Here is a 23,213-nt window from a genome sequence, read left to right as displayed (position 1 = left end):
AATCATGACTGAAAAACTTCAATTATCAAAATCAGATCGTAAAAAAGTTTGGTGGCGTTCACAATTCCTTCAAGGTTCTTGGAACTACGAGCGTATGCAAAACTTGGGTTGGGCTTACTCATTGATCCCAGCTATCAAAAAATTGTACACTACTAAAGAAGATCAAGCTGCTGCTCTTGAGCGCCACCTTGAGTTCTTCAACACTCACCCATACGTAGCTGCTCCAATCATGGGGGTTACTCTTGCACTTGAAGAAGAACGTGCGAACGGTGTTGAAATCGACGACGCTGCTATCCAAGGGGTTAAAATCGGTATGATGGGACCTCTTGCAGGTATCGGTGACCCAGTATTCTGGTTTACAGTTCGTCCTATCCTTGGAGCTCTTGGTGCATCACTTGCTGCATCTGGTAACTTGGTTGGTCCACTTCTCTTCTTCTTCGGATGGAATGCTATCCGTATGGCCTTCCTATGGTACACACAAGAATTTGGTTACAAAGCTGGATCTGAAATCACTAAAGACATGTCTGGTGGTATTTTGAAAGACATCACTAAAGGTGCTTCTATCCTTGGTATGTTCATTCTTGCCGTTCTTGTACAACGTTGGGTATCGATCAACTTCACTGTTAACCTTCCAGGTAAACAATTGGCTGAGGGTGCCTACATCAACTTCCCAGAAGGTCCTGTATCAGGTGCTGAATTGAAAGGTATCCTTGGTCAAGCACTTGGGGGATTGAGCCTAGATAAGATTCAACCACAAACCCTTCAAGGTCAGTTGAACTCATTGATTCCAGGATTGATGGGACTTCTCCTTACTTTCCTTTGCATGTGGTTGCTTAAGAAAAAAGTATCACCAATTTCAATCATCCTTGCACTCTTTGCAGTAGGTATCGCAGCTCGTTTCTTCGGTATCATGTAATCAAGCAACTTAAAAGGAACCAGGTTCTAAATCTGATTCCTTTTTTCTATGCTTTTATACTCTTCGAAAATCTCTTCAAACCACGTTAGCGTCGCCTTACTGTACTCAAGTACAGCTTGCGGCTAGCTTCCTAGTTTGCTCTTTGATTTTCATTGAGTATTATTCTGCCAAGGCTCCCATTGGATCCCATGGTGCAAGTACAATTGGTTCTGCTTCATAGGCAGCTTGTTCTTCGGTTGTTAACAATTCTTTGCGGACAACAATCTGGTAAGTGTATTCGTCCATCCAAGCGTCTGAGGCAACAAAGTAACCATCTGTACCGACCTTGTCTCCCCATGAGTTTTCAACCTTCCACTTGGTTGACTTGCCATTTTCGTCCAAGTCCACACCTGTCAAGACCATAGCGTGGGTCATTAAGCTTTCGCTGTAGTCCAGACGTCCAGCCTTGTCTTGAGTGAATTGAATATCCATACTTGATTCAAAGTCATAAACATCTGTCGCAAGAATTCCAGCTTTACGATTGCTGAGCTGACCGACATCAGAACCAAACCAAACAGTCTCACCTGCTTGCATTTGGGCAATCGCCAATTCTTTCAAGCGCTCCATTGGAACGTTGATGTAACGAACCACACGGCTACCAACCACATTTCCTAACATCTCAACTGTGTAAGATTGGTCGTAAGGCTTGTCAGCAGTTGGGGCGTTGATAACAGAAACATAATCTTCTAGAGGAAGATTGACATATTTCTTATAAAATTCCTGTGGTGTAATTCCCTTTTCGCTTTGGTAGTTGTTATCCTTATCGCGATAAGCAAAGTCAAACTTACGTGGTGGAAGTCCTAATGACATGGCAAGGAAATTAAAGATTTCTTGCAAGAGGTCTTCTTTCTTAGCTTGAACAGTCGCTTGATCAGCACCTGAAGCTAATAGAGCACGCAAAATTTGAGCATCTTGGCGAAGCAATTTGTTAAGAATTGCATTTAGCTCACGGCTGCTACTAGATGAAACAGACTCAGGGTAAACTGACTTAGGCACGACACCGTATTTCTCAAAGAGAGAAACGACCATATCCCATTGACCGCCATCTTGTTGTGGTGTTTGAAGTAGGAAGCTAACCTTACGGCTCGTCAAGTCTTGGTCTGCAGTCTCAATGACTTGCTCCAAGAACCAGTTTGATTTCTCATACTTGTCCCAGAAGAAAGTGTGGGCTTGTGACAACTCAAAGTTTTCCAATTTATATTGAGAGATGAGTTTGTGGCGGAAAGTATTGAGAGCTGCAAACATCCAGCAACGACCAGACGCTTTCTGGTTTGTTACCTTGTCCTTGGTCAAATCCAATGAGAAAACAGGCGTATTGTCTACATGGCTTTGGCGACGTTCTAGAGCTGCAAAAATTCCGTTGTGGCTAGCAGCATTTTCAATCGCTTGGTATTTTACATTTGCTTCATAGTTGGCAAATAATTTATCAGTAAATGATTCTTGAATCGCGTTCATAGATTCCTCCTTTTATTCTACAGTCTATTATAACTCTTTTCACAAAGGAAGCAACTGAAAAATATAAAAGGAGAGAATATTGTCCCTCACCTTTTTCGAATATAAACCAAATTAAGCAATACTATCAAGAAGATTTTCTAATTCCTCCTTGGTCAAGCGACGCCATTCTCCTCGCTGCAAGTTCTCATCTAAAACTAAAGTTCCCATAGTCAAACGTTGCAAGTCTACTACTTCCTTGCCACAGTAAGCTACCATACGCTTGACCTGATGAAACTTCCCTTCTGCAATGGTCACACGGATTTGGCTTTGATTCTTTTCTGTATCTACAGACACAAGCTCCAGTCTAGCAGGCTGACAGGTAAAGTCTTTGAGAGGAATGCCCTTGGCAAATGTCTCCACATCTTCTTGGGTCATAATTCCCTTGACTTGTGCCTGATAAGTCTTGTCCACATGACGCTTGGGCGAAAGAAGAGCATGAGCCAGCTGGCCATCATTGGTCAAGAGTAGGAGACCATGCGTATCAATATCCAAACGTCCTACTGGGAAAACTTCCTTGGTCCGAGCAATATCATCCAGCAAGTCCAACACGGTTCTGTGCTTGGGATCCTCAGTCGCTGAAATAACTCCTTGGGGCTTGTTCATCATGTAGTAGACAAACTCCTCGTACTCCAGCACTTGCCCATCAAAGCGAATCTCATCTCTTTCTTCATCAATCTGCAATTTAGCTGATTTTTCTTTTTTACCATTTACCGTCACGCGCCCAGCCTTGAGCAAGTTTTTGACCTCTGTCCGACTCCCTACAGCGCAGGCAACTAAAAATTTATCTAATCTCATAGAATCATTATACCATATCAAAAGGAGGCCGTCTCAATAACCAACCTCCTTTTCGTTTTAGATTTAAGAAATTAACTTCCTCGTCTCCAGAAAATAGCTAATACAATCATAGCTCCTAAAATCGCTGGAATAATAGCTGTTCCTGATAAAACTGGCCCCCAAGTTCCAAAGAGCAAGTGACCCAGAAAGGCTCCAATCCACCCGAGAAACATTTTCCCAAAGCATCCCATGCGTTCTCCACGATTGGTCAAAGCACCTGCCAAGAGTCCCACTAGGAGACCAACAAACATACTTCCTATCATCTTGGCTCCTTAATTTGCCCAATCTCCGTTACGGAAGAGCGGTACACGTGTCCCATCCTCACGGATACCATCAATATCCATCTGATTAGAACCAATCATAAAGTCCACGTGAACATCTGAACGGTTAAGTCCCGCAACTTCAAGCTCTTCTTCGCTCATCTCTGCTCCACCAACGACGCTAGTCGCATAGGCTGCACCGATAGCCAAGTGGTTTGAAGCATTCTCATCAAAAAGGGTGTTGAAGAAGGTAATGCCTGACTGAGAAATTGGGCTTGGATCTGGTACCAAGGCACATTCACCCAAGGCACGCGCACCCGCATTTTCAAAGACAAGGTCTTTCATGACCTGATCACCCTTCTCAGCAGTAATGTCAACGATTTGTCCATCCTTAAAGGTCACCTTAATACCTTCAATGATATTTCCGTTATAGCTAAGCGGTTTTGTAGAAGTGACATAACCATCTGCACGACGGAAGTCTGGCGCTGTGAAAACCTCTTCTGTCGGCATATTTGGCAAGAATCCTTCGCCCTGTGCATTGATAGCACCAGCTGATTCCCAAACGTGGTTCTTTGGCAAGCCAAGGGTCAAATCGGTACCTGGAGCTGTATAGTGAAGGGCTGAAAATTGCTCTTTATTAAGCATATCGGCCTTGCTCTTAAGAATGGCAGCGTGTTCTTCCCAAGCCTTAACAGGATCTGCTTCGTAGACACGGCAAGTTTTGAAGATTTGGTCCCAAAGAAGATCGACTGCTTCTTCATCGCTCGCAGCATTTGGAAAGACTTTCTTAGCCCATTCGAGTCCAGCAGCGGCTGCCACAGTCCAGCTGACTTTATTTGATTGCGTTGCGATTCGCATTGGTTTCATGGCAAGTCCCATAGCTTTAGCAGAAGCCGAAAGCTTGTCAGCATCCACTCCGTTCAAGGCACCTGGATCAGAAGAACGGACACCAAGACGGCTAGCTTTGTTCTCCAAGAGATAGTTCATCTCAGCAATCTTGTATTCTGGCACATTGTCCAGACGCTCCATTGGCGCATGGAGGAATTTCTCACGGTTAATGACATCATCTGTCCACTGAACGATAACCTCATGCGCACCCAAGGCATAAGCTTCTTTGACAATTAAGTGAGCCAACTCACGTTGCTCCACATCGATAGAGAGAGCCAAAGTGTGACCAGGTTGCACGTTGATTCCATTCGCAACCAACAATTTCGCATATTTTTCTAGATTTTCTTTAAAATTTGGTAAAACCATGTTGTTTTCTCTTTTCTATTTTTATTTTTCTTTCAAAGCAGAGAATAATCCTGCTAAAGCAATGGCACCTGACAAGAGTGCTGTTGATAGAAGAATTGTTTGATCAGCAAGTTATAATTGATATTCAAACACCTTCTCAGCTGGTTTGTCTTTTACAAAATCCTTCCCTTACTAGTATATCACATATATTGGTATTTTAAAAAACAAGCTTACTGAAGCTTGTTTTAATTAGCTATTACAAAAATTCTGTACATATCTTTCCACTTCTTTTTCCATAGATTGAATCTCACCAATATCCCATCTATTTTTTTTAGAAGTTATCTCTGCCATCATCTGTAATTTTAAACTTTGACGATGGAATATATCTTCTTTTTCCCATTGTTTTAATTTAGCTTCTGGATAGGAGTTGCCAAACCTGGAGTTCTGACTATCGGTAATAATACAAAGATTGCCAAAGGAATGTAAAAACTCAGCAGGTAATTGGCTCTCTCTATCATGTCCATTAGGATTCTGAGGATACCAATGTTCTATGGAGCGACGATAAGCAAATTTAAAATCTTTAAACTCAATATCGTAATCTTTCTTCAATTCTTCACGATTTTTCCATAAAACATAATCTATAAAGTTAAAAGCATAAACAGGAATTGCCCCGTATTTTTTGATAGTTTTATCTTCTGTGAACAATCTTTCTTTTGCATATCTTACTGCCATTTTTTCAAGAAAATCCTTAAAGAGACTAGCAAATTCTGTTTGATTTAACTCTTCAATATGGTTAAACAAGAATTGCAAGATTTCATATAACCAACGACTATCACGATTGGCAGTAAAGGTCACAGCAAACATGGATTGGAGGAGGATAATGTTTTTGTTTAAATTGTCAAAAGTATTTTTTTGAAAGTTAATTCGAACATATTTCCATCCTCTATTTTCATTTCGTTGATATGTATCATACTGACCTCGTTTGATTTGCCATTCGGTTTCATTTTCTAATTGGACATTTTTTACGATAAGCGTATCAAATATATGCTTCATAGTCAGAAGTAGTTGCCCAAATTGTTGGACCCATTCTCTATCTCGTCGTTCAATTTCAAAAATTTTCAATAATTTTTTATCATCAAATGTAGTTTCATCATTTCCTTCCATGATGAAAAAAACTTGAAGCAAAAATGTTGGAAAATCAATTACAGTCGTATAATTTGAAATATCTGCTCCATTATTTACTAAGCTACTACTTTCATATTTTGTCTGAGTAATTGCATCTAGTAAACTTCGTTGCTCAATTTTTTTTACTCTTATTTTCTCAAATACACTTTCCAATTTGAAGTTAGTAAATTCTTTACCAAAAATTCTCTCCCCCTCTTCATCAGTATTTTTTGGTCTACTTCGAATTTGAAATGTTCTCAATACCGGCTTATCAAACTCTGCACAGGCATCCCAAATTCTTGCAAACTTTTGCGCCATTTCTTGATCTTCACCAAATTTAGACATCATTTGTGCCTTAAGGATTTCATGAGCTTCTAGTTGTTCTCCTCGAGAGTTGAAACGTTCAAAATAAAGATTCAAATCTAAATCTTCAGGAAGTACATTCCGAAAAATGATGACATTCTCAAAAAGATAATCAACGAAAGACTGAGGATTAAGCTGGCGCTCCTCTAGTACTTTTTTCAATGCGTCTTTAGCATATCCGTAGCCTCTAGTCAGCTCATTCTCATCGTCCTCTAAAATTTTTTTCTTGGCAAATAAATCTTGAATATTCTTATTTGATTTCTTCCTAGCTGGAAAGGTAAGCTTAACAGCTTTCAATCTATCAAAACCAAACTCATGCTTCAAAGCTAAGGCAATCAAATTAAGAGCGGTTGTTCGTTGTTGCCCATCTATGATTTTGAAAATGTCATTCTCTTTATTAACGACTAATGTTCCAATATAATAATAACTGTCTCTATTTTCTTGAAAAGCATCTGCTACGTCATTCAATAACTGCTCGATTTCATTATAAGTCCAAGCAAAATTTCTCTGATAAAGAGGAATAGCATAGGTATCTTCATTTAACAAACGATTAACTGATAAGCTTATATGTGTTTCTACCATTTATTTTTTTCCTCTTCTATAATCTTGTCCACAGTATAATTTTCAAATAATTCTCTATCTATCTTGATCATAAAATCATTCGGAGTGACAGCATGGGATAAAAGTTGAAATAGCTTTTGAACCTCTTTTTGTCTAAACCTTCCACCAGCAACATAGTTTCCTACCGTTGCATCGTATATAGCTTTAAACTTAACTCGAGGGTAATAAGACCAAATAAATAAGGTTTCTACTATCTCCTTTGATAGCTCCTCTTTTCCAAATCTATCTGCGAAAAGCGAGCAAATATTTAGGAATATATTGTGACATTTGAGATAGCGTCCTTTTGAGCTATTGTAAATGTTTAACATACCTTCTGGGTAAGCTAAATTTTGTTCTTCCTCCTCTGACTCATTAGAGACCCCTAACTGTTTATTTAAAAAATTTTTATGAACTCTAATAGTTTCATGAGCAGATTCAATATACTCAAAAAATTTACTTCCATCAATGATTGGCATAGTAATGGACATGGGGAGATTTTCAATATGACGATACAATTCTAAGTATGGAAAGTTCTGATTCAAATCAACACCTTTAAAATCGTCAATAAAATCCTCTGTAAAACGGAGATAAGAACCATAACGCTTGTTTGTTAATCCTGTCTCTCCTCGAGACCAACGTCTCATACGGAAAAGATGTTTATCAAACAACTCTTTGAGACTTAAATCTTTATCTTCTACAAATTGCTCCCACTTTTCAACAATCTTTTCATCTTCGGAATCTTCCTTGCGAAGATGATAGGCTTTGAGCAAATCATGAGGTTCTAGAGATTTTCCACGATTATTCTGAGAATCAAATAACTGAAAGGCCTCTGATAATCGTTCTTGGGGCATAGTAATCACAGAGACAGCACAATTCTCTAATAAAAAGTTGCAAATATCTTTTGCCTCATTTTCGCCAACTAATTGAGTTAAATTTTTCCACTCATTATAATTTTCACTCGCATGATAGCAAGATAGCTCTCCAAATTCAACACTCAACAGTTGATTAGCACCCTTATAATTCTCTAAATCATCTAATAAATGAAGAAACAAGGAAATTGAAATTAGCCGTTGCTGTCCATCGACAATATCTAAGTGTCCTTCATTTTCATGTTTATTTTCATGCAGGATAACGGATCCTATCTGATATTCCTTTTTCCCCATAGCATCTCGTAAATCATAAAAAAGATTACGTATATGTTTTCTGTTCCATTTATATGGTCTTTGATAAGAAGGAATCCGCAAATTCCCTTTTTTCAATAGTTCTCCAACCTTTTTAGAAGTAAATTGAATAGTCATTTTATCCTCATCTATATTTATCTATCATTTCTTGAACTGTTTGCTTCATATCCTCTACTAAAATCCGAGGAGATAAAACAGTAACTGCTTCCCCTTGTCCCAGCAACCAGCGTTTAAGACCCGGTGTATGCTGACTTTCAAACTGAAAATGAGTCCAATCGCCATTTTTCCCAACTATTTTTGCATTTGGAAATTGATCCATCACAATAGTTGGATCGTACAAATACTCGATTTCAATACTGATTTTCTTCCCGATAAAAGCATCCACTCTCTCGTTACGAATGTCGCCATCTCTAAATTTATCTCGATAAGAAATAGAGGGTTTCTCTATACCACTAAGAGACCATGACTGGATACGGTCTACTCTTAAAGTAATATAAGTAGCATGTTTCAATTGGTAAACAACCAAATAGAAATAATGACTATCATAGTAAAGAGAGACTGGCAGAACCGTCTGCCTCTTAGAAGACTCAGGATAAGGTTTTTGATAGATAATGTCTAGAACCTGTTCATGCAAAATAGCTTCTGATAAATTCCAAATTTTCTCTATTCTATTTTGCTGATCCGCTAAGGGAGCATAATTAAGCTTTTCACTGCCAATAATCTGCTCAATTTCTTTCTGGTCAGCACGGGGAACTAAAATCAGTAAATTTTTTAGTAAGCTATCAATTTCTGGCCTATTCAGTGCTCGATTTTCCAATAAAATCTTTGAAATAACGAGTATATCCTTTTTATTAAAAACTGACTTACTTGATAGATTATACTTATTTGTTTTACGACTATAAAGCAAGTCTCCACTAAAATCGGGATGACTGGATAAAATATCACGAAGGAGCGAAAAATCTCTCTGTATCGTCTTTTCACTAACCTCAAATTCCTGAGCCAGTTGCTTTTTTCCTAACGGAGTCCCAAACTGTAAACGTAAAAAAATTGTTAGTAGTCTCTCTTGATCGTTCATTTGCAATTTCCTTCTACAGATTATTCAAACAATATTATTTCTAGTACATTATTATCACTTCTATAGTCTAACTAGCACTTTATATTCAAAACGATTAAAGCAAAATAAACTAGCCCTTAGGTGATTTCAACTGTACCACTATGCCAGATTCGAAGAACTCAACTACGGATTCATCCATATTTTTTAAGTCTTCGGGTAAGCAGTCTGAATATACAATGAAGAGTCTGCCTCTTTTCTTATTCTCTTTGAATTGCTGCGTCCAGTATTCCTGTACCCTTTGATCAGCCTCTCCCAAAAATTGAACTCCCTCCAGAAAAATCAAGTCATAGTCTGTATGCTCCATTTGCAGTTTTATCCATTGACTATGTTTAGAAAAAATCAAATTATCTCTCACTCGATAATATCCAAGTGATGCTATTGGAGTAGCAGGTTTTATTTTAGTTAACGTATAAAACAAATGCCATCTGTCAGTCTCTGAAATACCGCAAATGTAAATACATTGAGAATCTTCTTTTAAGTCTATTTGTGGGAATCCAGTCCAATCACTCCCATCATCTTTCAAGCCTTTTTCAAAATTGTAAATTTGCTCTTCAATTGACACGTTAGAATTTAAAATTCCTTGATTCACCATATTATACTCTCTTTTCTATTATTTTTAAGAGAATTATAACAAATCAAGTGGACATATTTTGTCCGCTTGATCAAAATAAGCAATTTTTTAAAACAACTCATCAAACAAACTCAACTGGTTATCCTCTGGCATATTGCCCAGAATACCCATTTCATCCATCTTTTCAACCAAAGTGGATGAGAGCCCTCCACGCTTGCGCAACTCTGTTTTAGAGAGGAATTCTCCCTCTTCACGCGCTCGCACTAACTGCTTGGCAACGTTCTCTCCCAGACCATCCATTGCTACAAATGGCGGAATGAGGGTATCCCCATCGATAAGGAACTCTGTCGCCTGACTACGGTAGAGATCTAGTTTGCCAAACTTGAAACCTCGTTCCCACATCTCATTGACAATCTCAAGAGTTGTATAGAGGTCAATCTCCACATTAGAAGCCTCATTGTTCTTCCGTTTTTCAGAGATTTCTTCCATTCTTCGCTTGATAGCATCCAAGCCTGCACCCATAGTCTTGATATCAAAAGCCTTAGCACGGATTGAGAAGTAAGCACAGTAATAATAAATGGGATGGTGAACCTTGAAGTAAGCTACACGCAAGGCCATCATAACGTAGGCTGCCGCATGGGCTTTAGGGAACATGTACTTAATTTTCCCACAGGACTCGATATACCACTCTGGCACCTTATTAGCCTTCATGGCTTCGATATAGCCATTTCTCTCCTCTTCTGAAATCTTCAGCCACAAGCCCTTACGTACCCGTTCCATGATGGTAAAGGCCATCTTAGGTTCTAGACCCGCGTGCATGAGGTAAACCATGATGTCGTCCCGACAACCGATAACAGTCGATAGGTCTGCTATTCCTTGCTTAATCAGATCTTGAGCATTGCCCAGCCAAACGTCGGTACCGTGGGACAACCCTGACAACTGAAGCAATTCTGCAAAAGTCGTCGGATGGGTCTCGTCTACCATTCCACGTACGAAATTTGTTCCAAACTCTGGAATCCCCAACATCCCCGTAGGCGTCCCGATTTGCTCAGGTGTTACCCCAAGCACATCAGTCCCAGAAAAGAGTGCCATCACGCCTTCGTCATCCATAGGAATTTCATTAGGGTCAATACCAGACAAATCCTGAAGTTTCCGAATCATGGTCGGATCATCATGCCCCAGCACATCGAGTTTGAGGACGTTCTCGTCGATATCATGGAAGTTAAAGTGAGTCGTTTGCCATTCAGCCGTCACATCATCCGCTGGATACTGGACAGGCGTAAAGTCGTAGACATCCATGTAGTTAGGAATAACAACAATTCCCCCCGGGTGTTGGCCTGTTGTCCGCTTGACACCAGCCGCTCCTTGAGCGAGGCGTTCCACCTCCGCATCTCGATAAAACTTGCCATAATCTCGCTCGTAGCCCTTGACAAAGCCATAGGCAGTCTTAGCAGCTACCGTACCAACCGTTCCTGCACGGAAGGCATATTCTTCACCAAAGATAGCACGCACATCCAAGTGGGCGCTAGGCTGGTCTTCTCCCGAGAAGTTCAAGTCAATATCGGGAACCTTGTCCCCATCAAAACCAAGGAAGGTCTCAAACGGAATATCTTGCCCATTTTTGCTGAGTTTGTGACCACAATTTGGACAGTCCTTATTGGGCATATCAAATCCTGAACCGTACGAACCATCTGTGATAAACTCACTGTACTGACACTGACCACAGACATAGTGAGGAGAGAGAGGATTAACCTCTGTAATCCCAATCATGGTCGCAACGAAACTAGATCCGACAGACCCACGAGAACCAACCAAGTAACCCCGTTCATTAGAACGTTGTACCAGCATCTGCGAGGCCAGATAAATCACGGCAAAGCCATTCCCCAGAATGGATGTTAATTCTTTTTCAATCCGCAAATCAACAATATCTGGCAGCGGATTTCCATAAATCTCAAAAGCTTTCTTATAGGTCAGCTCAGCAACTGTTTCTTCAGCCTTGTCGATGAAAGGCGTGTACAAGTCACCCTTAACAACCTCAACAGGTTCAAAGATTTCTGCCAAGGCATTGGTGTTTTCAATAACCAGTTTACGAGCCAAATCCTCCCCCAAGAAGGCAAATTCATCCAACATCTCATTAGTCGTTCTAAAATGAGCTTTTGGGAGAGGAGCTGGTTGAGCATGTTCACCATGACCAATCGTTCTATTAATCATCGCCCCCTGACCCAAACTACGGACGATAATTTCTCGATAAATCTCTTCTTCTGGTTCGATATAGTGGACGTTTCCCGTAGCAAGAACGGGCTTGCCAAGACGGTCTCCAACCTCTATCAAACTCTTGATAATAGTCTGGAGCTCCTCCATATCCTTAACCTGCTCTTTAGCAATCAAGGGCGCATAGATAGCTGGTGGCATGACCTCGATAAAGTCATAATACTTGGCCACCTCAACCGCCGCATCCACACCTTGGGAAACGACTGCATCAAAAACTTCACCTTCTGCACAAGCTGAACCTAAAATCAAGCCCTCCCGATGGGCATCTAAAACCGTTCTCGGAATTCGTGGCACCCCTTCAAAGTACTTAGTATTGGACAAAGAAACTAGCTTAAAGATATTTTTTAGACCTACCTGATTCTTGACATAAATAGTCGCATGCTTGATCCGAGCTTTTTTATAAGAATCTGGACTAATCAAATCAATGTTAAGTCTAGCCAAATCGGTCACACCATGTTTTTCTGCTACCTCTTTGATAAAGATAAAGAGCAGACGCCCCGTTGCTTCCGCATCGTAGTTGGCCATGTGGTGATGTTCTAGGGCCACACCAAAACGCTTGGTCAAAGGTCCCAGACCATGACGTTTATACTCAGGATAGAGGTTCCTAGCAAACTCAAGTGTATCAATCACTGGCTGACTAATCTTTGGCAGACCATGACGCTCATAATTGGCATTCATAAAGCCAACGTCAAAGGTCGCATTGTGGGCAACTAGGACCGTATCCTTGCAAAATTCTTGGAATTCTTGCAAAACTTGTTCCAGTGGTTTAGCATTTTTTACATGATCATCTGTAATTCCGGTCAACTCAGTAGTAAAAGCTGACAAGGGATGTCCAGGATTGATAAATTCATCAAATTCAGCAATAACATTCCCCTTGTACATCTTAGAGGCCGCAACCTGAATCAAATCATTATAGATGGCTGAAAGCCCCGTCGTTTCCACGTCAAAGACCACATAGGTTGCTTCTGACAAGTCCATCTCCACTTCGTTGTAAACGATAGGAACACGGTCCTCCACGATATTGGCTTCCATTCCATATATCAGCTGAATTCCCGCTTTCTTAGCCGCCTTATAGCCATGTGGGAAGGACTGGACATTTCCATGATCCGTGATGGCAACCGCCTTATGTCCCCACTTAGCAGCTGTCGCAACAATCTCTTCGACCTCTGGCAAAGCATCCATAGCCGACATGTTAGTATGAGCATGAAACTCAACTCGACGCTCACCTTCTGGCATCAAATCCTTCCGCTCATAGTGAACAACTTCCTGCACATCCTGCACATTCATAGTCAAATCGCGTGTGAAGTTATTCATCTCCACATTCCCACGGACTCGGAGCCAAGAATTTTTCTTAATTAGATCAAATTTCTGAGCCTCTTCCTCGTTCTTAACCCACTTTTGCATCGAAAAACTGGAAGTGTAGTCTGTCATTTTAAAGTTGATCAAAACACGCCCTGTTCTGGTCACTTTTTGCTCCACATCAAAAACAACCCCTTCAAAGACCAGACGATTTTCCTCAGTCGTCACTTCAATCATAGGAGTAATCTCTGCCTTATCCAGCTTCGGTTTAGCTGCAGCTTTTTTCGCTTGAAAATCAAAGGCTGGTTTCTCTTCCGCTGGAGGAGGTGCCATCTGTTCTAGTTGTTCCATAGCACGGAGCGCTTCCTCATTGGCAGCTTGAACAATCTGCTCATTTTCAGCATGAAAGGCCTCTTCCTGCTCTTGGGTCAGCACATCATTTTTCTCTACTTGACAATTAAAAGTTGGAAAACCAAACTTTTCAAGTTGTTTCGCTAAATTAGGAAGATGATTCTTCTTAAAATGTTTCTTATCAATCGCCTCAGAGCCTTCAATAAAGAGTTGATTGCCCTCCGCACGAACTCGCAAATTCTGATAAAGGGACTTAAAACCTTGACTAGCACATGGCCCCTCAGAAAAAGCCTCTCTATAGTAGGACTGCAAGAGTTGATTTGAAAATTCTTGAGACAGAGCCTTGATTTCGAAAACAGCTTTATTGCCTGTCTTAGAAAATTCTTCGCTTAAACCTTTCTTTAATTCTAAAAAGATTTCAATCGGTAAAATATTAGAAAATACGAAATGAAACTCCCATACCTTACTAATTTTATGAACCACAACTCGCTCAATATCGGCCTGTGATAAAGCAGGATCCTGTCTCATTTCAACAGGTATCCCCAATTGATTCATCAAAATTTCAAAACTATTTGACATTCATTTTCCTCACATTATTCTCCTACTATTTTACCATATTTAGAGGTATTTTCTAAAGACAAAAGGAAGCCACTAAGTGACTTCCTTCTAGAGTGAGGACTGATTAGTCTTCACCTTTGTTTTTCTTAATGATTTCTTCTTGTACTGACTTAGGTACATCTTCGTAGTGGTCAAATACCATCATGAATGTACCACGTCCTTGAGATGCAGAACGAAGAACTGTTGCGTAACCGAACATTTCAGCAAGTGGAACATAAGCACGAACGATTTGGCTGTTACCGTGTGCTTCCATACCATCTACACGTCCACGACGAGCAGTTACGTGACCCATAACATCACCAAGGTTTTCTTCTGGAACAGTGATTGTTACAAGCATCATTGGCTCAAGGATAGCTGGTTGTGCTGATTTAGCAGCTTCTTTAAGGGCAAGTGAAGCCGCAATCTTGAAGGCAGTTTCAGATGAGTCGACATCATGGTATGAACCATCGTAAAGCTTAGCTTTAACGTCAACCATTGGGTAACCTGCAAGAACACCGTTAGCCATAGATTCTACCAAACCTTTTTCAACCGCTGGGATAAATTCACGAGGAACCACACCACCGACGATTGCGTTTTCGAATTCAAATCCTTTACCTTCTTCGTTTGGAGTAAATTCAATCCATACATCACCGAATTGACCTTTACCACCAGACTGACGTTTGAAGAATCCACGTGCTTGAGTAGAAGCGCGGAATGTTTCACGGTAAGATACTTGAGGAGCACCTACGTTCGCTTCAACTTTGAACTCACGACGCATACGGTCAACAAGGACGTCAAGGTGAAGCTCACCCATACCAGAGATAACTGTTTCACCAGTTTCAACGTTTGTTTCAACGCGGAATGTTGGATCTTCTTCAGCCAATTTTTGAAGGGCGATACCCATCTTATCTTGGTCAGCTTTAGATTTTGGCTCAACCATCAATTGGATAACTGGTTCTGGAACATTGATTGACTCAAGGATGATTTTAGATTTTTCATCTGTCAATGAGTCACCAGTTGTAGTATCTTTCAAACCAACGGCAGCAGCGATATCACCTGAGTAAACAGTGTCGATTTCTTGACGGCTGTTAGCGTGCATTTGAAGGATACGTCCAATACGTTCACGTTTACCTTTAGAAGTGTTCAATACGTATGAACCTGATTGAAGCACACCTGAGTAAACACGGAAGAATGTCAAACGACCTACGAATGGGTCTGTCATGATTTTGAAGGCAAGAGCTGCAAATGGCTCTTCGTCAGAGGCTGGACGAGTTTCTTCAGCGTCTGTATCTGGGTTAATACCTTTGATTGCTGGGATATCAAGTGGGCTTGGAAGGTAGTCGATAACCGCATCAAGCATCAATTGAACACCTTTGTTTTTGAAGGCAGAACCACACAATACAGGGAAGAATTCAACGTTGATAGTCGCTTTACGGATACCAGTTTTCAATTCTTCGTTAGTGATTTCTTCACCTTCGAGGTATTTCATCATCAATTCTTCGTCAGTTTCAGCAACTGCTTCAACCAATTTTTCACGGTATTCTTGTGCTTGGTCAAGGTATTCAGCTGGAATATCTTCTTCAAGGATATCTGTACCAAGGTCGTTAGTATAGATTTCAGCTTTCATCTTGATCAAGTCGATGATACCACGGAAGTCATCTTCAGAACCGATTGGCAATTGGATTGGGTGTGCATTTGCTTGAAGACGATCGTGAAGTGTGCTTACAGAGTAAAGGAAGTCAGCACCGATTTTGTCCATTTTGTTGGCAAATACGATACGTGGAACTCCATACTCAGTTGCTTGACGCCAAACTGTTTCAGTTTGAGGCTCAACACCTGATTGTGAGTCAAGAACGGTAACCGCACCGTCCAATACACGAAGAGAACGTTGTACTTCGATCGTGAAGTCCACGTGTCCTGGTGTGTCGATGATGTTTACGCGGTGATTGTTCCATTGAGCTGTTGTCGCAGCAGATGTGATAGTGATACCACGTTCTTGCTCTTGCTCCATCCAGTCCATTTGTGACGCACCTTCGTGAGTTTCACCGATTTTGTGGATTTTACCAGTGTAGTAAAGAATACGCTCAGTAGTTGTTGTTTTACCAGCATCGACGTGAGCCATGATACCGATATTACGAGTTTTTTCAAGTGAAAATTCGCGTGCCATGAGGTTTATTTCTCCTATTTATTTTTGATTTCTATTCTATTATAACACGATTTTAATAAAAACGGATAGGCAGGACCTACCCGTTCTCAATGTTTTCATGCTATTGTTGGTTTCAACTTGTAGACTTACAAATTGAATCGAACTCGGGCTAAAGTTAGTTAGCCGATTTGAGCTGGAACGGAATGCTGTGTGAAAAAGATAAACTTCCTTGTATTGTCAGTTTCCTATTTTCACCTTTCATCCTTACCGTTCCTAGCATCATTACCTAGTTGAGCTCAAGCTAAAAGTCTGGAGAAAAAGATGAATCTCATTTGTTGCAATCGCAACCTGCTTCGATTCCCTATTTTCTCTGGGACTTTCTTAACGCTTTCGCTTCCTATATTACCAACGGAAGTGTGCGAATGCACGGTTAGCTTCAGCCATACGGTGAGTGTCTTCACGTTTCTTAACAGCTGCACCAGTGTTGTTAGCTGCATCCAAGATTTCTTTTGCAAGACGGTCTTGCATTGTGTGTTCACCACGAAGACGAGCGATTGTTACCAACCAACGAAGTCCAAGTGTTGTACGACGTTCTGGACGAACTTCAACTGGGACTTGGTAGTTAGAACCACCAACACGACGTGCACGTACTTCAAGTACAGGCATGATATTTTCCATAGCTGTTTCAAATACTTCAAGTGCATCGTTCCCAGTAGCTTCTTTGATTTGCTCAAAGGCACCGTAAACGATTGAAGCAGCTGTACCACGTTTACCGTCAAGCATAACGCGGTTGATAAGACGAGTAACTAGTTGTGAATTGTAAAGCGGATCTGGCAATACGTCACGTTTTGGAGCTCTATTTTTACGACTCATTTCTCTTTATCCCCTTTCCTTATGCTTTTGGACGTTTAGTACCGTATTTAGAACGGCCTTGTTTACGATCGTTAACACCTGCAGTATCAAGTGCACCACGGACGATATGGTAACGTACCCCTGGAAGGTCTTTTACACGTCCACCACGAAGAAGAACCACGCTGTGCTCTTGCAAGTTGTGTCCGATACCTGGGATGTAGGCAGTAACTTCGATAAGGTTGCTCAAACGTACACGAGCGAATTTACGAAGGGCTGAGTTAGGTTTTTTAGGTGTCATTGTTCCAACACGAGTTGCAACACCACGTTTTTGTGGTGAAGAAACGTTTGTTTGAACTTTTTTATGACTGTTGTAACCAACGTTCAAAGCTGGTGATTTAGATTTTTCTACTTTTGATTTACGCGGTTTGCGAACCAATTGGTTAATTGTAGGCATCTACATTCTCCTGTGTTTTTTTATTTTTGGTGATGATACACTTGGTGACAGCTATCATCTGTGTGTACTTTTGCAACATTTGTCAGCACGTCCCTGTACACTCTTGAGAGACCAAAAGTAAAAAGTACCGTCTGTTATTGTAACAAATTTTTCCCTTGCTTGTCAAGATATTTTTCTTTTTTTATTGATAATTTTAGCTCTTTTGTATTGCTCCCAAAAGAAAGAAAAGGAGGAATCCCACCCTCCTAAAGTTAGTATTGTTCCATTCAATCCCATCAATTTTAGTACATAATGGTTTTCGAGATATGGTAGTATCACAACCAACCAGATTCTTTTGCGATATTAGCTGCCTCTGTTCGATTACCAGCATCTAGTTTAGAAAGAATATTGGTGACATAGTTTCGGACTGTTCCGTTTGATAAATAAAGTTGATCTGCAATTTCTTGGTTAGAAAAACCCTGAGCGACTCCATTTAAAACTGCGATTTCTTGCTCCGTTAATGGATTGGGATGCGTCATCACCACTTCCATCAATTCAGGCGAATACTCCTTGCGTCCTTCGAGGACAGTATGCAAGGTTTGCATGAGGTCTGCAATACTTCTCTCTTTCAAGACATAAGCATCCACTCCAGCCTTGATCGCACGTTCAAAATAACCAGGGCGCTTGAAGGTCGTTACCACAACCACCTTTGTTTCTAGCTTTTCTGATCTTATCCACTCCAGCACTTCAAGACCTGTCTTAACAGGCATCTCTACATCAAGAATAGCGATATCTACGGATTCTTTTTCTAAGAGTTGGATTGCTTCTTGTCCATTCTTGGCTTGTAAGACAGACTCTACATCTGCTTGAAAGGCGAGCAACTGGCACATGGCATCTCGCAACATACTTTGATCTTCTGCGACTAATACTTTCATCTACTTTCTCTCCTTATAAGGTAGTCGAACCTGAACTTGTGTCGGTTGTTTCTGACTAATTACCTTTACTTCTCCCGAAAATGGAAGAACACGATCTCGAACTGTATGGAGGTCATCCCCCTTTATAGAAGTAAAGCCACAGCCATCATCTCTCACTGTTAGAATGAGTTCCTTCTCTGTCCGTTCTAATTTCAAGCAGACTTTAGACGCTTTAGCATGTTTGATGATATTGGTCACCAACTCAAGCAAAATCATGGAAGCCGTTGACTCCAATTCCTGAGTTAAGCTAGCTGTATCTAGTTGATTAGCTATTTCCACCTCAATCCCAGCAATTTCCAGCATCTTTTTGACAGTTTCAAGTTCTAATGTTAAAGTCCGTGACTTCAGATTTTCCACAATGGTTCGCACTTCACGCATTGATTCTTTGCTAATTTGCTGTATTTCTCTTAATTCCTTTTCCACCTGTGGATAAGCCTCCATCTGAAATAACTGCAAGGCTAAATCTGTCTTGACACTAAGCATAGCAAAGGTATGTCCCAGACTATCATGCAGATCCTGACCGATACGATTTCGTTCTTTTTCTGCCAGCAATAGATTTATCTGGGCATTTTGCTTGGCCTGCGCTTCTTTCAAATCCTCGACAAGGCGAATTCGAACCAAGCCCAAGGTCATCAAATCGATAAAAGTAAGAATCCCAAGTTCATAGACTACAAACTCAGTCCCAATCTTCTGAAAAACAATGAGTTGCAACACAACAATGAATTGAACAAGGAGAAAAGTCCATACATGCAGAGAATGTAGACTACGTACTCTGAAATGATAAATTAAGAGATTGGCAAGGAAAAAGAAGAACCAGACATAGTTCCCAGAAATTAAGACTGTATTTCCAGCTACATAAGCCAGCATGAAAAACCAAAAGAGTCTAGATAATCGCTGATTCTTGGTTGTTAAAATTCCTAAGTAAGCCACTACAAATAGAATATCAACCAATAAATGCCAGCTAGGAAGCTCCCCAATCACTACAGGTAAGATGGGAAAAACCATAAAAATCAAACTGACCCAAAACATATAGTGTATGCTTTTTAGTCTTTCAAGCATTAAGCATTCTCCTTATGACCTTGAAGGTAAATAGTCAAACCAAATAAAACTGTTGAAAAAACAAGTAAATAAACTGTTGCTGATAGATTGATGCCACCCTCGTTTAAGAAGGTTTTGAGCAACTCCATCAACTGATAGGTTGGCAGGCACTTACCGATTGCTTGCATCCAGTCTGGAAATAAAGAGATGGGCATCCAGAGTCCGCCTAACACAGCCAAGCCTAGATAGAGAAGATTGCCCACGACAGACATCAGCTGGCTAGACGGTAAGAGTGTCAGGGTCAAGCCAAGCGCTACAAAGGCTATACTTCCCGCAATCAGCAAGAGCGCAGCTCCAATCCAGCTTCCTAAAGGCATATCCACACCTCTGACTAAGTGCCCGACTGAGAATACAACTAGGATTGAAACCAAATAATCAACCATCATACTTGTTATCTTTGACAGATAATATTCTACCATATTTACAGGGCTATGACGTAATGTTTTCTGCCAGTTGTTTATCTTATCGGTATGTAAAACAACTGGGAATGAGAAGATAGCTGTCGACATCATGGAAAAGGCAGTCATGGAGATAAGATAATCACGCATAAAATTCGCGGGTCCACCTGGTGTGTCCTGATACATGCCAGAAAAGAATAGATAGAAGGCTGTCGGCATCCCTACTGATAATAAATAATAGACTGATTGTCGTTTGGTCAATAAAAATTCTATCTTGTTTAGTGCGATCCATCGTTTCATCTTAGTCATCTCCCTTTTGTGTTTCTTCAAAGATTGTATCCAGCAAACTGCGGTTATTAACTTCGATTTCTTGTATGCTACATCCTGCTCTGACTAACAATTCCCAGAAAGCATCCGCTTCACGTGTGACTACTTTCAGGGCATCTTGTTTTAAGACCCAGTTTTCAACCAAGTTTGACTGCTCTACGACTTCCTTGTAAGCTATAGGAAGGATAAAGTGCTTTTCTATTTCCTCGCTACGCATAGCTAGAGGTGTCGTATCTCGAATCAACTCTCCCTTATTTAAAACCAAAATCCGGTCAGCTGTATGCTCTACCTCTTCAATATAATGAGACGAATAGAGAATGGTAACTCCTTGCGCTTTTAGGTTCCGAACAATTTCCCAAAAACGTTGACGGGTAGAGGTATCCATGGCAGCAGTTGGCTCATCTAAAAAGACTAACTTTGGTCGCCCAATTAAGGTTAATACAAAAGAGAAAAGACGCTTTTGGCCGCCTGATAATTTTTCTGCCAACTGTTCTTTTTGTTGCTTGTCAAACTGCAATAGTTGATCAATTTCCTGCTCGCTCAAAGGATTTGGATAAATACTTTGAAAGAAAGCAATCAACTCTTTAACCTTCAATTTCTGTACAATCACATTCTCTTGAGGGAGGTAAGCTCTAGTATAGTCTAACTTAGAACTCGTCACTGGTAAACCTTGAATAGACACTTGACCGCTTGTGACCAGTTTATCTCCAAGCAAACAATCTAGGAGTGTTGTCTTTCCGGCACCATTTGGACCAATCAAGGCGACGCATTCACCTTCAGCTACCTCAAAGGAAATATCCTTCAAAATAGCCTTGCCCTTGATGTTTTTATTTAGGCTTTCTACCTTAATCATGTTCATGATATTCTCCTTTCAGCCACTCCTCTCCCATAGGAAAGGCGATAAAAATCATAAATCCTAGTCCCCAGACACCACGGATGAATTGGTGAAGGAAGGCTTGATCAAACCAACCTGTAAACATTTCTACCAACCATACCACTAGTGATAGTCCAATAAAAAGATAGAGAAACGCTTTTTTCATTTTTCAAACTCCTTTTTCACATCTGAGACTAATTTCAAACCTTCTCTGATAAGCCAAGACATCATTCCAAAGCCAGCAAAAAGCTCCCAAGGAAAATGGTAGAAATCCTCATCCAATCCCGAAAACATGAGATAGGTCATAACTCCTGCTGCTACTAAACTCATCGCGACAATTACTTTATGTTTCATTTTTTCTTCCTCCATTTGATACATCTAGTATAATTCTTTAAAGGTAGAATCACTAGAAGCTTCTGTCATGAGGAGATATGACAAATGTCATAACAGATTCTGTTCAAAACAAGAAAGATGCACTATACAACAAAACACAAGTAGAAAAAATCTAAGGTAGCTTCCTCAAAAAAGATATCAAACCCAATTCACACTATATTGAATTGAAAAATAATACTTATTTAAAATCAAAAGAGCGGAAATTTTTATCGCACAAACACATATATTATAAGCAGAGCGAAAAACTCTTCAATTACTTTCTTAAAAGTTTGTAAGAATTACACAATCTGTTAAATTTTAATTTATGTACCTAAACTACAGTATTCATTGAACAAATTAGGAAACAAAAAAGTATACGCGATCAAAATGAATTACTGAAATTAAAAAAAGAGAGAAGCAAACTGATTCTCTCTTAATGTATATAATATCTAGTTAAAACAAAAAAGATACGCTTACGTATCTCTGTAATGAATCGGGAAGACAGGATTCGAACCTGCGACACCTTGGTCCCAAACCAAGTACTCTACCAAGCTGAGCTACTTCCCGAGTTAAAAAGAAAAATGCACCCTAGAGGAGTCGAACCTCTAACCGCCTGATTCGTAGTCAGGTACTCTATCCAGTTGAGCTAAGGGTGCTCATTATATTATGCCGAGGACCGGAATCGAACCGGTACGATCGTTACCAATCGCAGGATTTTAAGTCCTGTGCGTCTGCCAGTTCCGCCACCCCGGCCTCTCTAAGCGAACGACGGGATTCGAACCCGCGACCCCCACCTTGGCAAGGTGGTGTTCTACCACTGAACTACGTTCGCACTATTTTCTTCTATCTAAAAATGCCGGCTACATGACTTGAACACGCGACCCTCTGATTACAAATCAGATGCTCTACCAACTGAGCTAAGCCGGCTCATTTATTATATCTTAATGCGGGTTAAGGGACTTGAACCCCCACGCCGTTAAGCGCCAGATCCTAAATCTGGTGCGTCTGCCAATTCCGCCAAACCCGCATATATGACCCGTACTGGGCTCGAACCAGTGACCCATTGATTAAAAGTCAATTGCTCTACCAACTGAGCTAACGAGTCTAAAATAACTTCCGTTATCTTAAACGGTCCCGACGGGAATCGAACCCGCGATCTTCGCCGTGACAGGGCGACGTGATAACCGCTACACTACGGGACCTATGGGAGTTAACGGGATCGAACCGCTGACCCTCTGCTTGTAAGGCAGATGCTCTCCCAGCTGAGCTAAACTCCCTAGAGCTAAGCGACTTCCATATCTCACAGGGGGCAACCCCCAACTACTTCCGGCGTTCTAGGGCTTAACTTCTGTGTTCGGCATGGGTACAGGTGTATCTCCTAGGCTATCGTCACTTAACTCTGAGTAATACCTACTCAAAATTGAATATCTATTCAAATCAAGAAAACCATAC

Annotated in this window: 19 protein-coding genes, 9 tRNA genes and 1 rRNA gene; 1 reads left to right on the top strand and 28 read right to left on the bottom strand. The window is 40.6% G+C overall.

What is annotated here, in order from left to right; translation table 11 throughout:
• Window positions 1-4 precede the first annotated feature (4 nt).
• The gene (locus D8787_RS03870; protein WP_000136858.1) at window positions 5-916 is read left to right on the top strand and encodes a PTS system mannose/fructose/sorbose family transporter subunit IID; all 912 of its coding nucleotides are present in this window, start codon (window positions 5-7) and stop codon (window positions 914-916) included.
• A 159-nt stretch (window positions 917-1,075) separates the two neighbouring features.
• Here the strand turns inward: D8787_RS03870 and pepC are convergent, their stop codons facing one another.
• The 28 genes from pepC to rrf all read right to left on the bottom strand — a co-directional run bounded on the left by pepC (window position 1,076) and on the right by rrf (window position 23,158).
• A complete protein-coding gene (pepC, locus tag D8787_RS03865) occupies window positions 1,076-2,410 on the bottom strand; it encodes an aminopeptidase C (RefSeq protein ID WP_125420873.1) in 1,335 nt (444 codons plus the stop codon).
• 111 nt (window positions 2,411-2,521) lie between these two features.
• The gene (locus D8787_RS03855; RefSeq protein WP_125420871.1) at window positions 2,522-3,244 is read right to left on the bottom strand and encodes a pseudouridine synthase; all 723 of its coding nucleotides are present in this window, start codon (window positions 3,242-3,244) and stop codon (window positions 2,522-2,524) included.
• A 71-nt stretch (window positions 3,245-3,315) separates the two neighbouring features.
• A complete protein-coding gene (locus D8787_RS03850) occupies window positions 3,316-3,546 on the bottom strand; it encodes a GlsB/YeaQ/YmgE family stress response membrane protein (protein ID WP_004249332.1) in 231 nt (76 codons plus the stop codon).
• 9 nt (window positions 3,547-3,555) lie between these two features.
• A complete protein-coding gene (locus tag D8787_RS03845) occupies window positions 3,556-4,797 on the bottom strand; it encodes an aminopeptidase (protein WP_125420869.1) in 1,242 nt (413 codons plus the stop codon).
• 228 nt (window positions 4,798-5,025) lie between these two features.
• On the bottom strand, window positions 5,026-6,885 hold the full coding sequence (locus tag D8787_RS03835; protein ID WP_125420867.1) for a DUF262 domain-containing protein: 1,860 nt from the start codon (window positions 6,883-6,885) through the stop codon (window positions 5,026-5,028).
• Complete coding sequence (locus D8787_RS03830) at window positions 6,879-8,201, bottom strand: DUF262 domain-containing protein (RefSeq protein WP_125420865.1); 1,323 nt, start codon at window positions 8,199-8,201, stop codon at window positions 6,879-6,881. The genes D8787_RS03835 and D8787_RS03830 overlap by 7 nt, the downstream gene beginning before the upstream one ends.
• A gap of 7 nt (window positions 8,202-8,208) precedes the next feature.
• Complete coding sequence (locus D8787_RS03825; protein WP_125420863.1) at window positions 8,209-9,159, bottom strand: helix-turn-helix transcriptional regulator; 951 nt, start codon at window positions 9,157-9,159, stop codon at window positions 8,209-8,211.
• A 109-nt stretch (window positions 9,160-9,268) separates the two neighbouring features.
• Complete coding sequence (locus D8787_RS03820) at window positions 9,269-9,790, bottom strand: DnaA ATPase domain-containing protein (protein WP_125420861.1); 522 nt, start codon at window positions 9,788-9,790, stop codon at window positions 9,269-9,271.
• An 87-nt stretch (window positions 9,791-9,877) separates the two neighbouring features.
• Window positions 9,878-14,269 carry a PolC-type DNA polymerase III gene (locus D8787_RS03815; protein ID WP_125420859.1) on the bottom strand — a complete coding sequence of 1,464 codons (4,392 nt, stop codon included), beginning with the start codon at window positions 14,267-14,269 and terminating at the stop codon, window positions 9,878-9,880.
• A 103-nt stretch (window positions 14,270-14,372) separates the two neighbouring features.
• Complete coding sequence (gene fusA, locus D8787_RS03810) at window positions 14,373-16,454, bottom strand: elongation factor G (protein ID WP_125420857.1); 2,082 nt, start codon at window positions 16,452-16,454, stop codon at window positions 14,373-14,375.
• Window positions 16,455-16,835: 381 nt separating this feature from the next.
• A complete protein-coding gene (gene rpsG, locus D8787_RS03805) occupies window positions 16,836-17,306 on the bottom strand; it encodes a 30S ribosomal protein S7 (RefSeq protein WP_000087873.1) in 471 nt (156 codons plus the stop codon).
• A gap of 19 nt (window positions 17,307-17,325) precedes the next feature.
• Window positions 17,326-17,739: a 30S ribosomal protein S12 gene (rpsL, locus tag D8787_RS03800; protein WP_001142332.1), complete on the bottom strand. Its 414-nt coding sequence runs from the start codon at window positions 17,737-17,739 to the stop codon at window positions 17,326-17,328.
• 314 nt (window positions 17,740-18,053) lie between these two features.
• Window positions 18,054-18,653 carry a response regulator transcription factor gene (locus D8787_RS03790; protein ID WP_125420855.1) on the bottom strand — a complete coding sequence of 200 codons (600 nt, stop codon included), beginning with the start codon at window positions 18,651-18,653 and terminating at the stop codon, window positions 18,054-18,056.
• Complete coding sequence (locus D8787_RS03785) at window positions 18,654-19,751, bottom strand: sensor histidine kinase (protein ID WP_125420853.1); 1,098 nt, start codon at window positions 19,749-19,751, stop codon at window positions 18,654-18,656.
• Complete coding sequence (locus tag D8787_RS03780) at window positions 19,751-20,488, bottom strand: ABC transporter permease (RefSeq protein ID WP_125420851.1); 738 nt, start codon at window positions 20,486-20,488, stop codon at window positions 19,751-19,753. The genes D8787_RS03785 and D8787_RS03780 overlap by 1 nt, the downstream gene beginning before the upstream one ends.
• Window position 20,489: 1 nt before the next feature.
• On the bottom strand, window positions 20,490-21,374 hold the full coding sequence (locus D8787_RS03775) for an ABC transporter ATP-binding protein (RefSeq protein ID WP_125420849.1): 885 nt from the start codon (window positions 21,372-21,374) through the stop codon (window positions 20,490-20,492).
• Window positions 21,361-21,555, bottom strand: a complete 195-nt coding sequence (locus D8787_RS03770) for a hypothetical protein (protein WP_042900261.1) — start codon at window positions 21,553-21,555, stop codon at window positions 21,361-21,363. Before D8787_RS03770 ends, D8787_RS03775 begins: the two co-directional genes overlap by 14 nt.
• Window positions 21,552-21,758 (bottom strand): hypothetical protein, encoded by a 207-nt coding sequence (locus D8787_RS03765; protein ID WP_025170907.1) that lies wholly within the window; start codon window positions 21,756-21,758, stop codon window positions 21,552-21,554. The genes D8787_RS03770 and D8787_RS03765 overlap by 4 nt, the downstream gene beginning before the upstream one ends.
• A gap of 496 nt (window positions 21,759-22,254) precedes the next feature.
• Window positions 22,255-22,328 (bottom strand) — tRNA-Pro (locus tag D8787_RS03760).
• A gap of 15 nt (window positions 22,329-22,343) precedes the next feature.
• Window positions 22,344-22,417 (bottom strand) — tRNA-Arg (locus tag D8787_RS03755).
• Between the two features lie 11 nt (window positions 22,418-22,428).
• Window positions 22,429-22,514 (bottom strand) — tRNA-Leu (locus D8787_RS03750).
• Between the two features lie 7 nt (window positions 22,515-22,521).
• Window positions 22,522-22,593 (bottom strand) — tRNA-Gly (locus D8787_RS03745).
• Window positions 22,594-22,615: 22 nt separating this feature from the next.
• A tRNA-Thr gene (locus tag D8787_RS03740) sits at window positions 22,616-22,688 on the bottom strand.
• 18 nt (window positions 22,689-22,706) lie between these two features.
• Window positions 22,707-22,788: transfer RNA gene (locus tag D8787_RS03735), tRNA-Leu, on the bottom strand.
• A 5-nt stretch (window positions 22,789-22,793) separates the two neighbouring features.
• Window positions 22,794-22,866 (bottom strand) — tRNA-Lys (locus D8787_RS03730).
• 24 nt (window positions 22,867-22,890) lie between these two features.
• A tRNA-Asp gene (locus tag D8787_RS03725) sits at window positions 22,891-22,963 on the bottom strand.
• A 2-nt stretch (window positions 22,964-22,965) separates the two neighbouring features.
• Window positions 22,966-23,038: transfer RNA gene (locus D8787_RS03720), tRNA-Val, on the bottom strand.
• Between the two features lie 4 nt (window positions 23,039-23,042).
• Window positions 23,043-23,158, bottom strand: a 5S ribosomal RNA gene (rrf, locus tag D8787_RS03715).
• Window positions 23,159-23,213: the final 55 nt, after the last annotated feature.

The organism is Streptococcus mitis (assembly GCF_003944325.1).
In the GTDB taxonomy this organism is placed as follows: Bacteria; Bacillota; Bacilli; order Lactobacillales; family Streptococcaceae; genus Streptococcus; species Streptococcus mitis_CW.
This window is presented reverse-complemented; position numbering and strand designations above follow the sequence as displayed.

Coding starts and splice junctions, on each gene's coding strand:
- pepC (WP_125420873.1), bottom strand. CDS start 2,410: ATGAACGCGATTCAAGAATCATTTACTGATAAATTATTTGCCAACTAT.
- D8787_RS03835 (WP_125420867.1), bottom strand. CDS start 6,885: ATGGTAGAAACACATATAAGCTTATCAGTTAATCGTTTGTTAAATGAA.
- D8787_RS03765 (WP_025170907.1), bottom strand. CDS start 21,758: ATGGAGGAAGAAAAAATGAAACATAAAGTAATTGTCGCGATGAGTTTA.
- D8787_RS03850 (WP_004249332.1), bottom strand. CDS start 3,546: ATGATAGGAAGTATGTTTGTTGGTCTCCTAGTGGGACTCTTGGCAGGT.
- D8787_RS03855 (WP_125420871.1), bottom strand. CDS start 3,244: ATGAGATTAGATAAATTTTTAGTTGCCTGCGCTGTAGGGAGTCGGACA.
- rpsG (WP_000087873.1), bottom strand. CDS start 17,306: ATGAGTCGTAAAAATAGAGCTCCAAAACGTGACGTATTGCCAGATCCG.
- D8787_RS03770 (WP_042900261.1), bottom strand. CDS start 21,555: ATGAAAAAAGCGTTTCTCTATCTTTTTATTGGACTATCACTAGTGGTA.
- D8787_RS03825 (WP_125420863.1), bottom strand. CDS start 9,159: ATGAACGATCAAGAGAGACTACTAACAATTTTTTTACGTTTACAGTTT.
- rpsL (WP_001142332.1), bottom strand. CDS start 17,739: ATGCCTACAATTAACCAATTGGTTCGCAAACCGCGTAAATCAAAAGTA.
- fusA (WP_125420857.1), bottom strand. CDS start 16,454: ATGGCACGCGAATTTTCACTTGAAAAAACTCGTAATATCGGTATCATG.
- D8787_RS03820 (WP_125420861.1), bottom strand. CDS start 9,790: ATGGTGAATCAAGGAATTTTAAATTCTAACGTGTCAATTGAAGAGCAA.
- D8787_RS03830 (WP_125420865.1), bottom strand. CDS start 8,201: ATGACTATTCAATTTACTTCTAAAAAGGTTGGAGAACTATTGAAAAAA.
- D8787_RS03845 (WP_125420869.1), bottom strand. CDS start 4,797: ATGGTTTTACCAAATTTTAAAGAAAATCTAGAAAAATATGCGAAATTG.
- D8787_RS03790 (WP_125420855.1), bottom strand. CDS start 18,653: ATGAAAGTATTAGTCGCAGAAGATCAAAGTATGTTGCGAGATGCCATG.
- D8787_RS03870 (WP_000136858.1), top strand. CDS start 5: ATGACTGAAAAACTTCAATTATCAAAATCAGATCGTAAAAAAGTTTGG.
- D8787_RS03775 (WP_125420849.1), bottom strand. CDS start 21,374: ATGAACATGATTAAGGTAGAAAGCCTAAATAAAAACATCAAGGGCAAG.
- D8787_RS03780 (WP_125420851.1), bottom strand. CDS start 20,488: ATGAAACGATGGATCGCACTAAACAAGATAGAATTTTTATTGACCAAA.
- D8787_RS03815 (WP_125420859.1), bottom strand. CDS start 14,269: ATGTCAAATAGTTTTGAAATTTTGATGAATCAATTGGGGATACCTGTT.
- D8787_RS03785 (WP_125420853.1), bottom strand. CDS start 19,751: ATGCTTGAAAGACTAAAAAGCATACACTATATGTTTTGGGTCAGTTTG.